Source organism: Collimonas sp. GW821-FHT07E08, from assembly GCF_059418905.1.
The window spans coordinates 1-18,580 of record NZ_JBWKQR010000018.1 but is presented as its reverse complement, the minus strand read 5'-3'; the positions used below and the strand labels follow the sequence as shown (position 1 = coordinate 18,580).

Sequence of the window (18,580 nt, the reverse complement as noted above, 5' to 3'; positions counted from 1 at the left end):
TCGAAGGCCCGGTTCACTCGACAGCTTACGCGTCGCGCGAAGCCTTTTTACGCTCATGTTCCTTCAGGTAGCGCTTACGCAGGCGGATGCTCTTCGGCGTGACTTCAACCAGCTCGTCGTCATCGATGAATTCAACCGCATATTCCAGCGACATTTCGATTGGCGGCACCAGGCGCACCGCTTCGTCGGTACCGGACGAACGGACGTTGGTCAGCTGCTTGCCCTTGATCGGGTTGACCACCAGGTCGTTGTCGCGCGAGTGGATGCCGATGATCATGCCTTCGTACACCGGGTCGTTGTGGCTGACGAACATGCGGCCGCGATCTTGCAGTTTCCAGATAGCGTAGGCAACTGCCGCGCCGTCGTCCTGCGAGATCAGCACGCCGTTGCGACGGCCGCCCAGTTCGCCCTTGGAGGCGTCGACCGGCGCGTATTCGTCAAACACGTGGCTCATCAGGCCGGTGCCGCGGGTCAGGGTCATGAATTCGCCCTGGAAGCCGATCAGGCCACGCGCAGGAATGCGGTACTCGAGGCGCACGCGTCCCTTGCCGTCCGGTTCCATGTTTTGCAGGTCGCCGCGGCGGCGGCCCAGTTCTTCCATGACGCCGCCCTGGTTGGCTTCTTCAACGTCGACAGTCAGGTTTTCGTACGGCTCGTGGCGCACGCCATCGACCATCTTGAACACCACGCGTGGACGCGAAACTGCCAGCTCGTAGCCTTCGCGGCGCATGTTTTCGATCAGGATGGTCAGGTGCAACTCACCGCGGCCCGACACTTCATAGGTCGAATCGTCGCCTTCAGCCTGCACCACGCGCAACGCCATGTTGGCTTTCAGTTCGCGGTCCAGGCGGTCCTTGATCTGGCGGGTGGTGACGAACTTGCCTTCGCGGCCGGCCAGCGGCGAATTGTTGACCATGAAGTTCATGGTCAGGGTCGGTTCGTCAACCTTCAGCATCGGCAAGCCTTCTGGCGAATCCGGTGCGCAGATGGTGGAGCCGATGCTGATTTCTTCGATGCCGTTGATCAGCACGATGTCGCCGGCCAGCGCTTCATCCGCCAGCACGCGGTCCAGGCCGCGGAAAGTCAGCACCTGGTTGATGCGGGCCTTGGTCGGCTTGTCTTCCGGACCGTTCATCCAGACCACGTCTTGCAGTGCCTTGATTTTGCCGCGCAGGATACGGCCAACGCCGATCTTGCCGACGTAGGACGAGTATTCCAGCGATGTGATCTGCAGTTGCAGCGGGCCGTTAGGATCGTCTTCACGCGCAGGAACGTGCTTCAGGATCGCGTCGAACAGCGGTTCCATGTTGCCGTCGCGGACGGTGTCTTCCAGGCCTGCATAGCCTTTGAAACCCGATGCGTAGATGATCGGGAAATCCAGCTGCTCGTCGGTTGCGCCGAGTTTGTCGAACAGTTCGAAAGTGGCGTTCACAGCCTTTTGCGGATCTGCGTTTTCGCGGTCGATCTTGTTGACCACAACGATCGGCTTCAAGCCCAGCGCCAGTGCCTTGCGCGTAACGAAACGCGTTTGCGGCATCGGGCCTTCTTGCGCATCGACCAGCAGCAGAACGCTGTCGACCATCGACAGCACGCGCTCGACTTCGCCGCCGAAGTCGGCGTGGCCCGGGGTATCGACGATGTTGATGTGCGTGCCCTTGTATTCGACCGCGCAGTTCTTCGACAGGATCGTGATGCCGCGTTCTTTTTCAATATCGTTCGAATCCATCACGCGTGCATCGACGTGCTGGTTGTCACGGAAAGTGCCGGATTGACGCAGCAGCTGGTCAACCAGCGTGGTCTTGCCGTGGTCAACGTGGGCAATGATGGCAATGTTGCGGATGGCGCGAGGTGTGTTTGACATGGTCAGTTTGGAGATTGAATAACTTAGTAAGTGCGCAGATAACGATTGCGCAGAAAATATATAGCTACAAATGCGGCCAAAAATGCTCGCTAAGGCACTGCACAGGAGTACGGCAGATGTAGCGGAATTTGGGAGGCCGCGCATTATAGCATGACGCGCTGCACTACTTTATGAAAAGCCTTGTAATTTCAAAGAGTTGCTGCCTCAATCGCAGTACGGATATTGCTAAAAACCTATTTTATGCGGGCTGTGCGGTGGCAATCAGGCGTTCGGGGGCAAGGACCCCGTACTCATGCAATTGCGCGGTGCCCAGCAGTTGCCGGCTGGATACAGCATCCACCGGCTGCAGGTATACCCGCACGCGTCCAGCCGCTGCCGGCAAGGCCACGCCTTCTTTCGTCAGCGTCAGGCGCTGGCCTTGCAGGAAGCGTTTGGCGAGCGGCTCGGATAAACATACTTCAGGAAAAGTCAGCAGCAGGCTGTCGACCGGCGCCAGCAAGGCGCTGCGCTCGGCCTCGCCGGTAGCGCCAAGCTGCTCCAGGGTGACGCAGCCGGCCAGCGTCAGGTGGCCCACCTGGACTCGCCGCAACTCCTGCAAATGCGCGCCGCAACCCAGCGCCGCGCCGATGTCTTCGCCCAGCACCCGGATGTAGGTGCCTTTGCTGCAGGCAACCCGCAAGCGTAAGAACGGCGCCTGGTAATCGAGGAATTCCAGCGCATGGATGGTCACGTCGCGGGCTTCGCGCTCCAGCGTGATGCCGGCACGGGCATATTCGTACAGCGGCTTGCCGTCGCGCTTGAGCGCCGAATACATCGGCGGCACCTGCTTGATCGGACCGCGGAACCGGGCCAGCGCGGCGTCGATCTGCTCGCGGCTGACGCTGACATCCTTGCGCTCCAGTATCTCGCCCTCGGTATCGCCGGTGGTGGTGCTCACCCCCAGGTGGATCAGGGTCTCGTAAGTCTTGTCGGCATCCAGCAGGTCCTGGGCAAACTTGGTGGCCTCGCCGAAGCATAGCGGCAGCACGCCGGTGGCGAACGGGTCGAGGGTGCCGGTGTGCCCTGCCTTTTGTGCATTCAGCAAGCCTTTTGCCTTGATCAACGCATCGTTGCTGGAAAAGCCGACGGGCTTATCCAGCAGCAAGACGCCATTGAGCGGGACACGGATTCTTTTGGGTGGGCGTGATGCCATGGTAGCGGGTGCAAAAAGGAGAAAGCGGAAACGGCCTGCCGTCGCCAGCAGGCCGCATCGAATTTTAACGGTGGCCGTCAGTCAACTTGACTGCGCTTGGGCAAGCAATCGGTCAATCCTGGCCATCGTCCTTGGAACGGGTCGCATTCGCCAGGTCGATCAGGCGCGACATCTCGACGCCGCGGGCGGTCGAATTGTCATGGATGAAATGCAAGGCAGGCAAGGTATGGATAGTCAGGCGGCGGCCCAGCTGGTTGCGCAGGAAACCGGCAGCCTGGGTCAGGCCCTTGACGGTATTCGCAATCGCTTCCGGGTCGTCGTTCAGCATCGTGAAAAACACCTTGGCATGGGCGTAATCCGGCGTCACCTGCACTTCGGTAATCGTAATCATGCCGACCCGCGGGTCTTTCAGCTCGAAGACGATGATCTCGGACAGGTCCTTCTGGATCTGGTCGGCAACCCGCAAACCGCGGCCAGGGATGGATTTACTATGTTTAGCCATGCTTTTATTCAGCGCGTTGCCACGCTTTGTCTTTCAGAAATGAACTGCCAACCAACGTTACACAGGTTACTACAAAATGAAAATCGGGCTGTCAGGCCCGATTTCCTTGCCTGCGCACATGCTTGCCGTGCGCTTGCTCATGCTGTTACAGAGTCCGTGCGACTTCTTCGACTTCAAAGATTTCGAGGTGATCGCCTTCTTTGATATCGTTGAAGTTCTTCAGGGTCAGGCCGCACTCGAAACCGGAACGGACTTCCTTGACGTCATCCTTGAAGCGTTTCAGCGAATCCAGCTCGCCGGTCCACAAGACCACGTTGTCGCGCAGCAGGCGGACCGAAGCGCCACGCTTGACCAGGCCTTCGAGCACGTAGCAGCCGGCAATCGCGCCGACCTTGCTGACCAGCAGCACCTGGCGAATCTCGACCAGGCCCAGGTTCTGTTCGCGCTTCTCAGGCGACAGCATGCCGGACATCGCTGCCTTGATCTCGTCCACCGCATCGTAAATGATGTTGTAGTAACGGATGTCGACGCCGTTGGCTTCCGCCAGCTTGCGTGCCGACGCATCGGCGCGGGCGTTGAAGCCGATGATCACGGCCTTCGAGGCTACCGCCAGGTTGACGTCCGACTCGCTGATGCCGCCGACGCCGGCGTGCACCACTTGTACCCGGACTTCGCTGGTGGACAGCTTCTGCAGGGACTGGACCAGCGCTTCTTGGGAACCCTGGACGTCGGTCTTGATGATCATCGGCAGGTTCTTGACTTCGCCTTCGGCCATCTGGTCGAACATGTTTTCCAGCTTCGCGGCTTGCTGCTTGGCCAGCTTCACGTCACGGTATTTACCTTGGCGGAATTGACCGATTTCGCGCGCCTTGCGCTCGTCTGCCATGACCATGACTTCTTCGCCGGCAACCGGCACTTCTGTCAGGCCCTGGATTTCGACCGGGATCGACGGACCGGCTTCGGAAATCGCCTTGCCGTTTTCATCCAGCATCGCACGGACGCGGCCGTAGGCAGAACCCGCCAGCACGACGTCGCCGCGCTTCAAGGTACCGGATTGCACCAGGATCGTCGCCACCGGACCGCGGCCCTTGTCGAGACGCGCTTCCACTACCAGGCCACGGGCCGGCGCGGCAACCGCTGCTTTGAGCTCCAGCACTTCAGCCTGCAGCAAGACTTGCTCCAGCAGGTTGTCGATGCCTTCGCCGGTCTTGGCCGATACCGGCACGAACGGCGATTCGCCGCCGTATTCTTCCGGCACCACTTGTTCCGCGATCAGTTCCTGCTTGACCCGATCCAGGTTGCCGCCCGGCTTGTCGATCTTGTTGATCGCCACCACCAGCGGTACGCCGGCGGCTTTCGCATGGGCGATCGCTTCCTTGGTTTGCGGCATCACGCCGTCGTCGGCGGCTACCACCAGGATCACGATATCGGTCGCCTTGGCGCCGCGGGCACGCATGGCGGTAAACGCTTCGTGGCCCGGGGTGTCGAGGAAAGTGATCATGCCGCGCGGCGTTTCCACGTGATATGCACCGATGTGCTGGGTAATGCCGCCGGCTTCGCCGGATGCAACCTTGGCGCGGCGGATGTAATCCAGCAGCGAGGTCTTGCCGTGGTCGACGTGACCCATGACGGTGACCACCGGCGCGCGCGGCAGCAGTTCGGCGTCGGCATGTTCTTCGCCGTCGACCAGCAGTGCTTCCGGATCGTCCAGTTTCGCGGCGTGCGCGGTATGGCCCATTTCTTCGACCAGAATCATCGAAGTTTCCTGGTCCAGCACCTGGTTGATGGTGACCATCTGGCCCAGTTTCATCAAATGCTTGATGACTTCCGAAGCCTTGACCGACATCTTGTGCGCCAGCTCGGCGACAGTAATGGTTTCAGGAACATAAATGTCCTTGATGACCGCTTCTGTCGGCACCTGGAAATTGCTTTCGTGATCGTCGTTGTGCGCATTGCGACGGCCCTTCGGACCGCCACGCCAGCCATCGCGCCCGCCGCCGGTATTGCCGCGGGTCTTGATGCCGAGGCCGCGCTTCTTGGCCGCATCGTCTTGCCAGGTGGAAGAGACGTTGGCGGACTTGATCGACTTCTTGTCGACCACCACTTTCTTGTCGTCTTTCTTCTCGCCAGGCTTCTTGTCGGCAGGCTTGTGCAAAGTGCCTTCGGCGGTCTTGACCGGGGCTGCAGCAGGAGCGACCGGCTCAGGCGCCTTGATGACGCGGCGCGGCGCATTCATCATCGCCTTGATCTGCGCTACTTCGTCTTGCACAGCCTTGCGGGCGCGCTCAGTCGCGGCCGATTTCTCGGCGGCTTCCTTGGCGGCCAGCGCGACCTTTTGCTTGGCTTCTTCGTTCGCCAGGCGCTTCTTTTCTTCAGCGGCAGGATCGTCCTGCTTCTTGACGGCGGCATCGGCAGAAGCGGAAGCCGGCGCCGGTGCTTCGGCAGCCGCTTTCTTGGCTTCGCTTTCCGCTTTGCGGGCGTCGTTTTCCGCTTTCAGCGCAGCCTTGGCTTGCGCTTCTTTTTCGGCTTCCAGCTTGGCCAGGCGTTCCTGCTTCTCCAGCAGTTCGGCTTCCTGGCGAGCGATCAGCTCAGCCTGGCGGCGCGCTTCTTCAACCCGGCGCGCCTGTTCGGCTTCGTCGATGACCGGCGCCGCAGGCGCAGCCTGTGCTGCCGGCGCTTCGGCGACCGGCTCGTCGCGCTTGACGAAAGTACGCTTCTTGCGCACTTCAACCTGGATCGTGCGCGACTTGCCGGTGGCGTCAGCCTGCTTGATCTCGGTGGTTTCCTTGCGGGTCAGCGTGATCTTCTTCTTTTCGCTGTCTGGCACCGCACCGTGCGAACGGCGCAGGTGTTCCAGCAGGCGATCCTTGTCTTCTTTCGACAAGGCGTCGTCAGTCGAATTTTTCTGGACGCCAGCCGATTGCAGTTGTGTCAGCAGGAGATCCGCTGGCATTTTCAGCTCGGTGGCAAATTGGGCTACATTGTTACTCGCCATTCAGTCCTCTTTTTCTATGTGGCGCGGCAGACGATATCGGAACCTCTCGGATCACTGGATCACTTGGCTTCCGCTATATTCCATGCCTTGGCTTGCAGGGCCTTGGCATGATCATCGTACTTGGCATCGATGAGTTTCATCTCATCGTCGGTCACATCTTTAAACTCGTCTTCAATCAAATGACGCGCACGGTCCGCTGGCAAAGCCAGGATCGCGCCAAATTCGTCATAAGCCAAACCGGCGAACGCAGTCAATGTCTTGACTCCCGCCAAACCCAGCTTGCCGGCGGTAACCCGGTCCATGCCGTCGAAATTGACCAGGGCATCTTCCATGCCTTCCAGTCCTTCTTCCGAGGCAATCGCTTCTGTCACCAGCGCATCGCGGGCCCGGTTACGCAGTTCGTTGACGGTGTCTTCGTCAAACGAATCGATTTCCAGCATTTCGGTAATCGGCACGTAGGCGATTTCTTCCAGGCTGGCAAAACCTTCTTCCACCAGGATGTCGGCGACTTCCTGGTCGACGTCCAGCTTTTCCATGAACAGGGCGCGGATCGCGGCGGTTTCCACCGCCGATTTATCGGCCGACTCTTCCGCTGTCATGATGTTGATCTGCCAGCCGGTCAGTTCTGCCGCCAGGCGTACGTTCTGGCCGCCGCGGCCGATTGCGATCGCCAGGTTTTCTTCGTCGACCACCACATCCATGGCGTGCTTTTCTTCGTCAACCATGATCGAAGAAACGTTGGCAGGAGCCAGCGCGCCGATGACGAATTGCGCCGGGTCTTCCGACCACAGCACGATATCGACACGCTCGCCGCCCAGTTCGCCGGTCACGGCCTGCACGCGCGAACCGCGCATGCCGACGCAGGTGCCGATAGGATCGATGCGCTTGTCGGCGGTGAACACCGCGATCTTGGCGCGGACGCCCGGATCGCGTGCGGCCGACTTGATTTCCAGCGAGCCTTGTTCGATTTCCGGAACTTCCAGCTCGAACAGCTTCATGATGAATTCCGGCGCGGTACGCGACAAGATCACTTGCGGGCCGCGCGCATTGCGGTCGACACGCAGGATGAAGGCGCGGACACGGTCGCCGATACGCAGGTTTTCCTTAGGAATCGTCTGGTCGCGCGGCAAACGCGCTTCGATCTTGCCCGACTCGACGATGGCGTCGCCGCGTTCCATCCGTTTGATGGTGCCGGTTACCAGCGAGTCGCCGCGCTCCAGGAAGTCAGCCAGGATCTGTTCGCGTTCAGCGTCGCGGATGCGTTGCAGCACGACTTGCTTGGTGTCTTGCGCAAAACGGCGGCCGAAATCCACCGATTCGATCGGCTCTTCAATGTGGTCGTCGACTTCGACGTCGTCAATCTGTTCCTTGGCTTCGAACAGCAGGATTTCCTGGTCCGGCAGCTGCAGGCCGGCTTCATCCGGCACCACGTGCCAGCGGCGGAAGGATTCGAACTCGCCGGTTTCACGATCGATCGTGACCCGGATGTCGACGTCACCCTCGTAGCGTTTCTTGGTTGCCTGTGCAAGTGCGTGTTCGAGCGCACCGAACACCACATCACGATCGACGTTTTTTTCATGCGCGAGCGCATCGACCAACAATAAAATTTCGCGACTCATGCTTTGCGACTCCTAAAATCCACTTGCGGCACCAAGTGTGCCTTGTCTACGTCAGCGAGCGTGAAATCCAGCACCGCCGACCCATCTTTTGTTTCAAATTCGATCTTCAAGTTTTCGCCGTCCGGTTCACCGAGGACGCCTTGAAATGACTTGCGGTGCGCGGCGCCTGGCATCGGCACGCGCAATTTCACAATGGCTTCCTTGCCGGCAAACCGCACGTAGTCAGCCAGTTTCTTCAGCGGCCGGTCGAGGCCCGGCGACGATACTTCCAGACGCTCGTACACGACATTTTCCACCGTCAGTACATGCAACAGCTGATGCGTCACTTTTTCGCAATCTTCTACCGTGATCTGGCCCTGCTCGGCATTTTCAGGCGTAAAGTCGATATAGACGCGCAACAGCCCACGCGCGGCCTTTTCGAATTCGACCAGCTCGTAGCCCATGCCAACCACGGTTGTTTCAATTAGCTCCAGCAACTGCAAAGCAACTCCTTAATAAAGATCTGCACGTCCGCGCATCCCGCAGCCGCATCTCGTTATATTTCCCGCCATTTAAAACCGCTTCAAAACGAAAAGCAAAAAAAAAATGGGCATCTGCCCATCTTCTTATCGTTTGTCATTTCAAGCAGTTTCACGAGATCGGCTGCGAATTAATTTTGCAATCAATTCTTGGGGTGAATCCCATTGATGACTTCTGTTAACTTGTAAATTATAAACGATTAGGCTATGTACCGCAATGCGGGAAATTTGCATTTATTGACAATCAGGCGCCTCAAGGCCCCAAATTGATCAATATTGCAACATTTTCCAGCTCCTGCATTCCTGTTGCGGCCAAGCCGCAAGCCACGGCGCTCACAGGCGCCATGGCTGACAATCCGAATCCGTCAACCGCGCGGACGGCGGCGCGGCATTCCCTGCCCGCCGTGCTGGCCGCCGCCTTGGCCGCCATGGCCACCCGCGGCCGACTTGTTAGGCCGCGCCGGACGGGCAAAACCGTTGCCGCCGCCATTGCGCCGCTGGCCGGCATCGGGGAAACCCAGCGCCGTTTGCAAAGGATCGGGCTGGCGGCTGCGCGCCGGGCCGCCATTGCCGCCGCCTTGCGGCCGGCCCTGGTTGCCGCGCGACTGGCCGAAGCCAGGATCACGGTAGACGCCCGGCCCTTGCGGCGAGCTGTAAGCGCGGTTGCCGTTAGGCTGGCGATCCTTGTTGAAGTCAGGACGGCCTTGGCCCTTGCCGCCGCCGGCGCCTTGGGCAGCCGGTTTTTCCAGGCCGTGCGCCGCCAGCATGTCGCGCACTGCATTTTCCTCCAGTTCTTCCCAGCGGCCGCGTTTCAAGCCGCGCGGCAGCGTCATGGCGCCGTAGCGGGTGCGGATCAGGCGCGACACGGTCAGGCCGATCGCCTCGAACATGCGGCGCACTTCGCGGTTACGGCCTTCGCCGATGGTGACGCGATACCATTTGTTGATGCCTTCGCCGCCGCCGTCGGCGATCTTCGAGAATTGCGCCACACCGTCTTCCAGCTCGACGCCGGCCAGCAGCTTCTGGCGCATGCCCTGCTCCAGCTCGCCGAGGGTGCGCACCGCGTATTCGCGGTCGATGCCGTAGCGCGGATGCATCAGGCGGTTAGCCAGGTCGCCCGAGGTGGTAAACAGCAGCAAGCCTTCGGTATTGAAATCGAGACGCCCCACCGCCAGCCATTTGGCCGCCTTCATGTTCGGCAAACGGTCGAACACCGATGGCCGGCCGTCAGGGTCATTGTGGCTGACGATTTCGCCGGCCGGCTTGTGGTATACCAGCACCCGCGGCGGACGCTTGCTGACTTTACGCTGCAGCAGCTTGCCGTTGATGCGGACTTGATCGGTTGGCAAGATGCGCTGGCCGATATGGGCCGGCTCGCCATTGACCGAAACCCGGCCGGCGATGATCAGTTCTTCCATGTCGCGGCGCGAGCCGAGGCCGACATCCGCCAGGACCTTGTGCAATTTTGGTGCATCGTCCTCGGCGGTGAGGTCGCGCCGCACGCTTTTCTGCGGTTGGCGATCATCCGCCGTGACCAGGGTGTCGAACGATTCGGAGGTAACAAACGAGAATACTTCGTCGGCGTCGCCGCCGCGGGCGCCCGGCTTGCCGCCGCGCGGCCCTTGTCCTGGCTTGCCGTTCTGTGCCTGCGGCTTCTTGCCCTTTTGCGGCCGTTCACGCGCATTGCGTTCGCCGTTGCGGCCAGCGCCGTTATTTCGGTCGCCGCGCTGCTGGCGCGGTTCGCCGCTTGCCGGATTGTCGCCGGCCTGCGCTGCGCCGGGCTGGCCTTCCGCCGGAGCGGCATTGCCCGCTTCAACAGCGGAACCGGCCGCTGCCGCCGATTCTTGCGCTCGTTGCGCGGCGCGATTGCTGCGCAGGGCGCGCGGACCGCGCACGCCACGCTTGGCCGGCCGCTCCCTGGCCGGCGTTTCCGACATTTCCTGATTTACAACCGTCGGACCGATAACAGCCGGCGCCGCTTCCACTACAAATTCAACCGGAGCACTCGGTTCAACCACGACCTGGACCTTCTTGCGCGGCGCAGCCTTAGGCTTGGCCGGCGCTGCTGCTTCGGCGGCAACTTCAACCGTGCCGGCGCTGGCGTCAGCTGCGGCAACCGCTTTCTTGCGCGGCGCACGAGCCGGCTTGGCCGGTTCTGCAACATCAGCTGCCGCCGCAATCGGCGCATCGACCGCAGCGCCGGCTGCCGCAGCATCGGCTGCCGCAGCAACCTTGCGCGCTCTAGGCTTTTTAGCTGGCTTCGGGTCAGTGGTGGCAGTCAGGTCGACGACCGGTGCATCATTGGAACTAGGTGGGTTCATTATTCAGGTGTTGGTTATGCCGACCTGGCGTGGCTTCATCATCCGATTCGGACGCGTGGTCGTTGGTGTGGGTTTCATTCGATGCAACTGGCTCTATTTGCGAATGAGCAACTTCCCCATCCGCTTCCATCGCATTTTCCGTCTTGACTGTATCTACGACTACATCTTCTGTAGCAGGTTCTGCTGTCGGCAACTCATCGGCTGCAATCTGGCCTGGCTCATCCTGGCTCAACTGTTCGGACTGGAACTCGTCGGCTGCCGCGTCTTCCGCTTCCATCGCCGCGGCGGCGTCCAGCACCGCGCTGGCTTCAATGCTGGCTTCCAGCGCCTGCAATTCGAGCAGGTTGCCTTCCTGCATGTCATTCCTGGCAACCTGCTGCAGCGGCGGCAGCTGATCCAGCGAGGTCAGGCCGAGATCGTCCAGGAACTGCTTGGTGGTGGCAAACAATGCCGGGCGTCCTGGCACGTCGCGATGGCCGATGGCCTCGATCCAGCCGCGCTCTTCAAGCATCTTTACAGTCTGCGAATTGACGGTCACGCCACGGATTTCCTCGATGTCGCCACGGGTCACCGGCTGCCGGTAAGCAATGATCGCCAGGGTTTCCATGGTCGCCCGCGAGTATTTCGGCGGTTTTTCGGGATTCAGGCGCTCCAGGTAGATCTTCATCTCGGGGCGGCTCTGGAATCGCCATCCGGTCGACAGGGCAACTACTTCGATGCCTTTGTCGGCCCAGTCGTCGCGCAACTCCGCCAGCATGGACTTGATCGTATCCGCATTGATTTCGCCGTCTTCCTCGCCGCCAGCCGCATACAGCTTTTTCAAGTCGTTAAGCGACAGCGGCTCGTGAGCACAGAGCAATGCAGTTTCGAGGACTTTCTTGGCCTCAATAATATTCATGTACGACGTAGTTTATTTAAATTTTATTAAAAATTCGCAGAGCTCATGTTCAACGGCAGGCCAGGCCTGGTCAAAGAGAAAGCTGTTGATACTGCTGTCCAGCGCCCGTTAGAGGAGGATTAATGAGGGCGGGGACAATAAGACTTGAATAAGACGGGTAACTGCGCCGCTCGTTCTTTCAATTTTGATCTGACCGGGGCCACGACTGCTGCGACCGATCCTGCTGCCAACCAAAATGTTGAGAGACAGTTTAGCACAAAGCGGATGGGAAGGCGTACCGATCTTGCGGATGTGGTTATTTGACGATAGCCGGCAAGCGGGGGAACCGGCCGCTTTGCCGGCAGGCTGCCGGCGCCAGGAATGTCGCCGGCTGGCAAGAAAGTTGCTTAATTGGCTGCCTGATCAACTGCCACGATAGGTCGAGTAGGACCAGGGCGAAACTACCAACGGCACATGATAATTCTGGTCAGGATGGGCAATCCCGAACGCGAGCGTGACGCGGTCGACAAAACGCGGGCTTGGCAGGTCGATGCCTTGCGCGGCGAAATAGTCGCCGGCAGCGAACACCAGTTCATATTGGCCGGCCTGCATTTCCTCGCCCTGCAGCAAGGGTGCGTCGACCCGGCCGTCCTGGTTGGTCACGGCGTTCTTGAGCAGGGTGCGGCCGGAGGGACTGACCGCATACAGTGCAATCTCGACGCCGGCGCCCGGCTTGCCCTGGGTAATATCCAAAACATGCGTACTTAATTTTCCAAAGGCGTTTCCCATGGCATTTCCCTATATCGATTAGTTGAAAACGAGTATCGATCAAATGATATACCGCAGGGTCCAGGTCAATATACTATCCGGCATATATTAATCATGGCTGCAGCACACATAATCCAGAACACCAGATCAATACTCCAGGCCAAGCAATGACTATCAGCTCCGACCCTAATTATCCACGCGACATGACCGGCTACGGCCGCACGCCGCCGCACCCGCAATGGCCGAACCGGGCCCGGATCGCCTTGCAGTTCGTCCTCAACTATGAAGAAGGCAGCGAAAACTGCGTGCTGGACGGCGACGCCGGCTCGGAAACCTTCCTCTCCGAAATCATCGGCGCCCAGAGTTTTCCGGCCCGCCACATGAGCATGGAATCCCTGTACGAATACGGTTCGCGCGCCGGCGTCTGGCGTTTGCTGCGCATGTTTGAAGAGCGCCGCCTGCCGTTGACCGTGTTCGGTGTTGCGCGCGCGCTACAACGCAACCCGGAAGCGACTGCCGCATTCCAGGAACTCGGCCACGAAATCGCCTGCCACGGCTTGCGCTGGATCAGCTACCAGAATATCGATGAAGCGACCGAACGCGCCCACATCGCCGAAGCCGTCGCCGTCATCAGGCAACTGACCGGCAGCGCCCCGCTCGGCTGGTATACCGGCCGCGACTCGCCCAATACCCGCCGGCTGGTGCTGGAGCACGGCGGCTTCAGCTACGACGCCGACCACTACGGCGACGACCTGCCGTTCTGGGAACAGGTCAAGGTCGGCAACGGCAGCGGCGAAACCGTGGTCAAGCCGCAGCTGATCGTGCCTTACACGCTGGACACCAACGACATGCGCTTCGCCGCCATGCAAGGATTCAATTCCGGCACCCAGTTCTTCGACTACCTGAAAGACGCTTTCGACGTGCTGTACCGTGAAGGCGATCCGCACGGCCTGAACCAGCCGAAAATGCTGTCGGTCGGACTGCATTGCCGCCTGGTCGGCCGCCCCGGGCGCGCCGCCGCGCTGGCGCGTTTCCTCGATTACGTGCAGAGCCACGGCCAGGTATGGATCACCCGCCGCATCGACATCGCCGACCACTGGCGTGCGACCCACCCGTTTATTGCGTAACGCTTTTTTAACCCGCCGTGGCGGTTCCACGGACCTAGCTTGAACACGGACGCGTGTTGTTTCAGATGAATAAAACCAGAAATCCATTTTCCACTTATCTGCCATCTTATAAAAACCAGGAGACAGGGATGCACCCATCTAAAAACAGATTGAGAACACTGCAAGTTGCCGCCGCCCTCGGCGCGGCGGTCGCGCTGCCGGCAATGGCGCAAACGTCGGTCCAGGTCACCGGCCTGGTCGACACCTACGTCGGCTCGATGAAATACAGCGGCGACACGGGACGCAGCAGCGTCGTCAACAGCGGCGGCCTGACGACTTCCTGGATCGGCTTCAAAGGCACCGAGGACCTCGGCGGCGGGCTCAAGGCGAAATTCAACCTGACCTCGTTCTTCCGCGCCGACACCGGCCAGATCGGCCGCTTCGACGGCAACGAAACCATGTTTTCGCGCGACGCCAACGTCGGCCTGACCGGCAACTTCGGCGCCGTCTCCCTCGGCCGCGACCTGGCGCCGAACTTCCTGCCGTCGATCCTGTTCAACCCGTTCGGCGATTCGTTCCAGCTGTCGCCGCTGATCCTGCACCTGGACGTGCCCTGGTTCAACGCCTCCGGCTGGACCAGTTCGCTGGCGGGCGATACCGGCTGGAGCAATGAAGTCATCTACACCACGCCGGATTTCGGCGGCCTGAAAGCCAACTTCCACTACCAGTTCGGCGAGCAGGCGGGCAACAACGGCAAGAACAACATCGGCGCCAATGTCTTGTATTTCCACGGCCCGCTGGCGCTGACCGCCTATTACCAGCGCGTCAAGGTCAACAATCCGCTGGAACTGTCGCCGGGCAATGTACAGCCGTCCACCAACATCCCGCTGCCAAGCGGCATGGTCGCAGCGCGCCAGTCGGCATGGTTCCTCGGCGCCACTTACGACTTCACGGTGGCGAAACTGTTTGCGACCTACGACCAGACCTCGCATGACATCGACCTGAAAGACAAGACGTTGCAGCTCGGCACCAGCATCCCGCTGGGCCAGGGCGCGGTGCTGGCCTCGTGGGCCAACACCAAGCGTTCCGGCGCCGCGGTGGGCGAATCGCTCAAGCGCAATACGGCATCGCTGGGCTACGACTACAATATGTCGAAGCGCACCGACCTGTATGCGATCTACATGTACGACAAGATCACCGAGCAGACCGTCGGCAACAGCATTGCCTTCGGCATCCGCCATCGTTTCTGATGTCTCGGTAAGCTGATACAGTAGCTGCAACATCATCCGATGCGCGTCGATCGCTTAGCCGATCGGCGCGCATTTTAACGTTGGGATTCCTATGCCGGCAGACTCCACCATCAGCAGCGCCGAATGGCAGGTACGCAAGGACCTGGCGGCCTGTTACCGCCTGTGCGCCTTGAAACATTGGGATGACCTGATCTACACCCACATCTCCGCTTCGGTGCCGGATGAACCGGGGCATTTCCTGCTGAATCCGTTCGGCTATCGTTTCGACGAAGTGCGCGCATCGAACCTGGTCAAGATCGACGGCCAGGGCTGCATCGTCGGCAACTCTCCTTACCAGGTCAACGCCAGCGGTTTCGCCATCCACGGCGCGGTGCATGCGGCCAGGCCGGATGCCGTGTGCGTCATGCACCTGCACAATGTCCACGCCGTGGCGGTCAGCGCCCTGGCCGACGGCCTGCTGCCGCTGTCCCAGCATGCGCTGCGTTTTTATGAACAGATTGCCTATCACGACTATGAGGGCCTGGCGCTGGCGCCGGCAGAACAGGAGCGCATGGTCGAGCTGCTGGGCCAGCTGCCGGCCATGCTGCTGCGCAATCACGGCAGCCTGGTATGCGGCCGCACCGTGGCCGAAGCCTACGTCCTCATGGATACGCTCGACAAAGCGTGCGAAATCCAGCTCAAGGCCCATGCCGGCGGCGGCAGGCTCAACTTGCCGCCGCCGGAGATCTGCAGCAAGACGCGCGACCAGCTGCTCGGCGACGGCAGCCCGGAGGGCCTGCTGGAATGGCCCGCCCTGCTGCGCCGGCTGGACGCCATCGACCCCAGCTACCAACACTGATCATTTTTTACAGAAAGGATTGCCATGCCGACTTTTAACGTACAGCTGTTCGAGGGCCGCAGCGCCGAGCAAAAGCGCGCTTTCGTCAAAGCCGTCACCGAAGTCACGTGCCAGACGCTGGAATGCGGCCCGGAATCGGTGGACATCATCATCCAGGAAGTCAAGCGCGAAAATTGGGCTACCGCCGGCAAGCTGTGGTCTGAATGAGTTTGCAAAGCGCAGCGATATAAAAAAGGAGCTACGGCAGCGTGGCTCCTTTTTCCATTTACGCCTGCTTCGACCGGACAAATCCGCCGATCTCCTTGAGTACGGGATCCCGATCAAGCGCTGCGGACATACATGGAGTTGAGCCGTATGTCGTCACCGCGATACACGGCGCGGTAGCGCAGGTAACCTTGCCCTTCAACGTGCTTGCGCCAACCCTCGCCACCCAGTTTTTCGAGGAATCCGGCATAAGAATCATGCACCATGTCGTCGTAAAAGCCCCCAACCGTGGGAGATACTTTTATCTTCTGGATCGAGCGATAGATTTCTACGACATTCTCGCTGTAACGATCCCGCCCAAACCGATCGCCTGAATCCCTGCGCCATAGCCGCTTCATCATATCGATCTGGTCGGCGAATACCACTTGTCCCTTCCGGTAATAATCCAGGCTATCTTGCTCCTTCAGGTTGCCGGCATTGTCGCGCACCTGGATTTTCCCCACGGCCTGGGCAAATTTGACGCTATACAGGCGCTCGAAACCTTCCGCCATGGTGACCATATGGCGGAAGGCCAGGTACATCAAGCCGTGGGCCTGCAATTGTTTGTCAATGGGGAGATCCTCGGAGATGTCACAGTTGGCAAAATATTTCTCCACCGAGGAACGGACACTCGGGTCCAAGGCAAACTGCCTCGCTAGTCCCAGGTCAAGCGAGTGAGGCTCCGGCACAGGAAATGGCTCAGTCGACGGCACCACTTCCAGCCATGGCTGCCCATAGGAATGATATTCACAGGCTTTTCTGGCAGCCTGATACATGTCGTTGAGCGCCAGTTGCGACAGCTTCATGCTGTCGTCCGCAACCGGTACGCCATCAACGATGCGCACCGCCTTGCCTTGAGCTCCGGGCGCATAGCCGCCACCGACATCGGCGTGTGCCCCGGGATAATAGTGTTCGTAGCATTTTTCCGGTAAAACATCGCCCTGGCATAGGCTTTCGACGGGGAATACGGTGCGAAACTCATGCAACGCCACATAGTGGACACAGTTCATGACCCGCGGATGTATACGCAGATTTTCCGGCTTGGCCCAATCCCAGTGGCCTTCACCATCGTTGGCATTGGTGGCGCCGACCGAGGCGACCGTATCCATCAGGCCCAGCATGCGGACATAGGCGGGGATGCCGAACAATTCGCCGTCAATAAAAAAGTACTGGTGCAGCCAGTTGGTAAACACGCGCGCCTGGGCCGCGCCGCGGGAAAACCCGAATACATCGAGATAAATGCCCGCCAGACGCGGCAAGGTTTTCGGCGCCTTGAGCAGGACGCTCAACTTGCGTGCACATTGTTTCAAGAAATCCACTCGCGTCTTTTCGTAATCGACCAGACCGGATTTCAAGCCGAGCTCTTTGAGCATCTTGTCTTCTTTGGACGGAATGGGGATCGGCCACTCGCGTGAATTGTCTTGCTTTACCCAGTGGTCACTGCAGAGCGCTCTCATTTGTTTATCATCGAACATGGTTTTGCCTCGACTCACAAAACTATGCACGGAATTTAAGACCTGCAGCAATCCCCAGATGATGCGCGGCTCACCGCCCTTGCCGGCGGCAGCCTCCCGTATGTCTTCGCCGTCGGTGCCAAGCTCCTCAAAGGGTGTAGCAACACCCGGAATATAGTGCCGAAAGTATCCTTCTAAGGGATCATCCCGGTAGGCAGAAAATAAGCGTGCAACATTGCTTTGGGAAAGTGATGGGGTATCGCGTTTCATATTGTTGTCGGTACCGTCAAAAAAGATACCGATGTTCAAATTGAAGTCGCAATATGTTCCACAATCCATCGGCAACGCACGTGGACAGACTACTTGGGCCGGTTCCAGGCAAGATTTTGCATTCGCCATCCTTATTTCCCCTTGCCGGGTTCAGGTTTTTCATCAGGAAGCGGAACATAATCTGGAGCAGGAGGGCGTGGATATGGAGGACCAGGATATTCTGGATCCCATAGACCAATTCGCGCGTACCAAACTTCTACTCGATGCCCAGGCAAGAAATGGACCTTCAAGCCATCGCCATCGCCGGGAGGAACTGAGAAATGCACTGGCACGGTAGCCTCATGCCAGAGCTCTTCCGAGACTCCCGTACGATATGTCCTCCATTTCACCGTCACCATAGTAGGAGTATTGGTCGTACGTGGCAGACTTACGCAGCACACCGTTGAGCCTCCGCCGCCCCAGCCATGTTGATTTCCTCCCCAAGTGCCATTCACATAAAACTCGGAAATCCCAATTCCTTTGCCGTAGTGGCCCACAGACGAAAGCGATGTTGCAGTTTTCCCTTCTGCCATCAACCTGCTTGATCCCGCACCAGCACAGGCGCTTACCAGCAATGCCAGGAGTGACGGCAGCAACCATCGCAATAATGCAGATTTAAAGAAATTATTCGTCATCTGATTTCCCTTGGCGGTGATTTTCCATAAACTTCCCCTGCACTTGGTTTTGGTGCGGGGAATTCTGGCACAGGGAAATAATATTATCAAAT

Annotated in this window: 15 protein-coding genes; 4 read left to right on the top strand and 11 right to left on the bottom strand. The window is 59.5% G+C overall.

Annotation, left to right across the window (positions count from 1 at the left end):
- Nucleotides 1-25: 25 nt before the first annotated feature.
- The 9 genes from typA to uraH all read right to left on the bottom strand — a co-directional run bounded on the left by typA (nucleotide 26) and on the right by uraH (nucleotide 12,674).
- Complete coding sequence (gene typA, locus AC07RZ_RS20515; protein ID WP_144741531.1) at nucleotides 26-1,861, bottom strand: translational GTPase TypA; 1,836 nt, start codon at nucleotides 1,859-1,861, stop codon at nucleotides 26-28.
- Between the two features lie 238 nt (nucleotides 1,862-2,099).
- Nucleotides 2,100-3,053 carry a tRNA pseudouridine(55) synthase TruB gene (gene truB / locus AC07RZ_RS20510; protein ID WP_494669364.1) on the bottom strand — a complete coding sequence of 318 codons (954 nt, stop codon included), beginning with the start codon at nucleotides 3,051-3,053 and terminating at the stop codon, nucleotides 2,100-2,102.
- A gap of 112 nt (nucleotides 3,054-3,165) precedes the next feature.
- Nucleotides 3,166-3,555 (bottom strand): 30S ribosome-binding factor RbfA, encoded by a 390-nt coding sequence (gene rbfA, locus AC07RZ_RS20505; protein WP_144741524.1) that lies wholly within the window; start codon nucleotides 3,553-3,555, stop codon nucleotides 3,166-3,168.
- A gap of 145 nt (nucleotides 3,556-3,700) precedes the next feature.
- The gene (infB, locus tag AC07RZ_RS20500) at nucleotides 3,701-6,550 is read right to left on the bottom strand and encodes a translation initiation factor IF-2 (RefSeq protein WP_494669363.1); all 2,850 of its coding nucleotides are present in this window, start codon (nucleotides 6,548-6,550) and stop codon (nucleotides 3,701-3,703) included.
- Nucleotides 6,551-6,609: 59 nt separating this feature from the next.
- Complete coding sequence (gene nusA / locus AC07RZ_RS20495) at nucleotides 6,610-8,169, bottom strand: transcription termination factor NusA (RefSeq protein ID WP_092399822.1); 1,560 nt, start codon at nucleotides 8,167-8,169, stop codon at nucleotides 6,610-6,612.
- Complete coding sequence (gene rimP / locus AC07RZ_RS20490) at nucleotides 8,166-8,651, bottom strand: ribosome maturation factor RimP (RefSeq protein ID WP_494669362.1); 486 nt, start codon at nucleotides 8,649-8,651, stop codon at nucleotides 8,166-8,168. Before rimP ends, nusA begins: the two co-directional genes overlap by 4 nt.
- Nucleotides 8,652-9,052: 401 nt before the next feature.
- The gene (gene rluB / locus AC07RZ_RS20485; protein WP_494669361.1) at nucleotides 9,053-11,008 is read right to left on the bottom strand and encodes a 23S rRNA pseudouridine(2605) synthase RluB; all 1,956 of its coding nucleotides are present in this window, start codon (nucleotides 11,006-11,008) and stop codon (nucleotides 9,053-9,055) included.
- Nucleotides 10,995-11,906: an SMC-Scp complex subunit ScpB gene (scpB, locus tag AC07RZ_RS20480; protein WP_494669360.1), complete on the bottom strand. Its 912-nt coding sequence runs from the start codon at nucleotides 11,904-11,906 to the stop codon at nucleotides 10,995-10,997. Before scpB ends, rluB begins: the two co-directional genes overlap by 14 nt.
- A gap of 402 nt (nucleotides 11,907-12,308) precedes the next feature.
- Entirely contained in the window at nucleotides 12,309-12,674 is a 366-nt protein-coding gene (gene uraH, locus AC07RZ_RS20475) for a hydroxyisourate hydrolase (RefSeq protein WP_144741510.1), read from the bottom strand.
- 146 nt (nucleotides 12,675-12,820) lie between these two features.
- Here uraH and puuE point away from each other — a divergent pair, with 146 nt between their 5' ends.
- The 4 genes from puuE to AC07RZ_RS20455 all read left to right on the top strand — a co-directional run bounded on the left by puuE (nucleotide 12,821) and on the right by AC07RZ_RS20455 (nucleotide 16,054).
- Nucleotides 12,821-13,780 (top strand): allantoinase PuuE, encoded by a 960-nt coding sequence (gene puuE / locus AC07RZ_RS20470; RefSeq protein ID WP_494669359.1) that lies wholly within the window; start codon nucleotides 12,821-12,823, stop codon nucleotides 13,778-13,780.
- Between the two features lie 128 nt (nucleotides 13,781-13,908).
- On the top strand, nucleotides 13,909-15,009 hold the full coding sequence (locus AC07RZ_RS20465; protein WP_494669358.1) for a porin: 1,101 nt from the start codon (nucleotides 13,909-13,911) through the stop codon (nucleotides 15,007-15,009).
- 91 nt (nucleotides 15,010-15,100) lie between these two features.
- Nucleotides 15,101-15,847: a class II aldolase/adducin family protein gene (locus tag AC07RZ_RS20460; RefSeq protein WP_494669357.1), complete on the top strand. Its 747-nt coding sequence runs from the start codon at nucleotides 15,101-15,103 to the stop codon at nucleotides 15,845-15,847.
- 24 nt (nucleotides 15,848-15,871) lie between these two features.
- A complete protein-coding gene (locus AC07RZ_RS20455; RefSeq protein ID WP_144741499.1) occupies nucleotides 15,872-16,054 on the top strand; it encodes a 4-oxalocrotonate tautomerase in 183 nt (60 codons plus the stop codon).
- Nucleotides 16,055-16,167: 113 nt separating this feature from the next.
- On the opposite strand, the gene AC07RZ_RS20450 is transcribed toward AC07RZ_RS20455, so the two are convergent.
- Both AC07RZ_RS20450 and AC07RZ_RS20445 read right to left on the bottom strand, forming a co-directional pair.
- Nucleotides 16,168-17,943: a T6SS phospholipase effector Tle1-like catalytic domain-containing protein gene (locus AC07RZ_RS20450; RefSeq protein ID WP_494669356.1), complete on the bottom strand. Its 1,776-nt coding sequence runs from the start codon at nucleotides 17,941-17,943 to the stop codon at nucleotides 16,168-16,170.
- 2 nt (nucleotides 17,944-17,945) lie between these two features.
- Nucleotides 17,946-18,580 (bottom strand): DUF3304 domain-containing protein (locus tag AC07RZ_RS20445; RefSeq protein WP_494669355.1); only part of this gene is annotated, 635 nt, incomplete at its 5' end.

Bases quoted from the DNA above. Each gene is read 5' to 3' on its own strand.
- uraH (WP_144741510.1), bottom strand. From the start codon at position 12,674: ATGGGAAACGCCTTTGGAAAATTAAGTACGCATGTTTTGGATATTACC.
- scpB (WP_494669360.1), bottom strand. From the start codon at position 11,906: ATGAATATTATTGAGGCCAAGAAAGTCCTCGAAACTGCATTGCTCTGT.
- puuE (WP_494669359.1), top strand. From the start codon at position 12,821: ATGACTATCAGCTCCGACCCTAATTATCCACGCGACATGACCGGCTAC.
- rluB (WP_494669361.1), bottom strand. From the start codon at position 11,008: ATGAACCCACCTAGTTCCAATGATGCACCGGTCGTCGACCTGACTGCC.
- rbfA (WP_144741524.1), bottom strand. From the start codon at position 3,555: ATGGCTAAACATAGTAAATCCATCCCTGGCCGCGGTTTGCGGGTTGCC.
- truB (WP_494669364.1), bottom strand. From the start codon at position 3,053: ATGGCATCACGCCCACCCAAAAGAATCCGTGTCCCGCTCAATGGCGTC.
- AC07RZ_RS20460 (WP_494669357.1), top strand. From the start codon at position 15,101: ATGCCGGCAGACTCCACCATCAGCAGCGCCGAATGGCAGGTACGCAAG.
- AC07RZ_RS20450 (WP_494669356.1), bottom strand. From the start codon at position 17,943: ATGGCGAATGCAAAATCTTGCCTGGAACCGGCCCAAGTAGTCTGTCCA.
- AC07RZ_RS20455 (WP_144741499.1), top strand. From the start codon at position 15,872: ATGCCGACTTTTAACGTACAGCTGTTCGAGGGCCGCAGCGCCGAGCAA.
- infB (WP_494669363.1), bottom strand. From the start codon at position 6,550: ATGGCGAGTAACAATGTAGCCCAATTTGCCACCGAGCTGAAAATGCCA.
- nusA (WP_092399822.1), bottom strand. From the start codon at position 8,169: ATGAGTCGCGAAATTTTATTGTTGGTCGATGCGCTCGCGCATGAAAAA.
- typA (WP_144741531.1), bottom strand. From the start codon at position 1,861: ATGTCAAACACACCTCGCGCCATCCGCAACATTGCCATCATTGCCCAC.
- AC07RZ_RS20465 (WP_494669358.1), top strand. From the start codon at position 13,909: ATGCACCCATCTAAAAACAGATTGAGAACACTGCAAGTTGCCGCCGCC.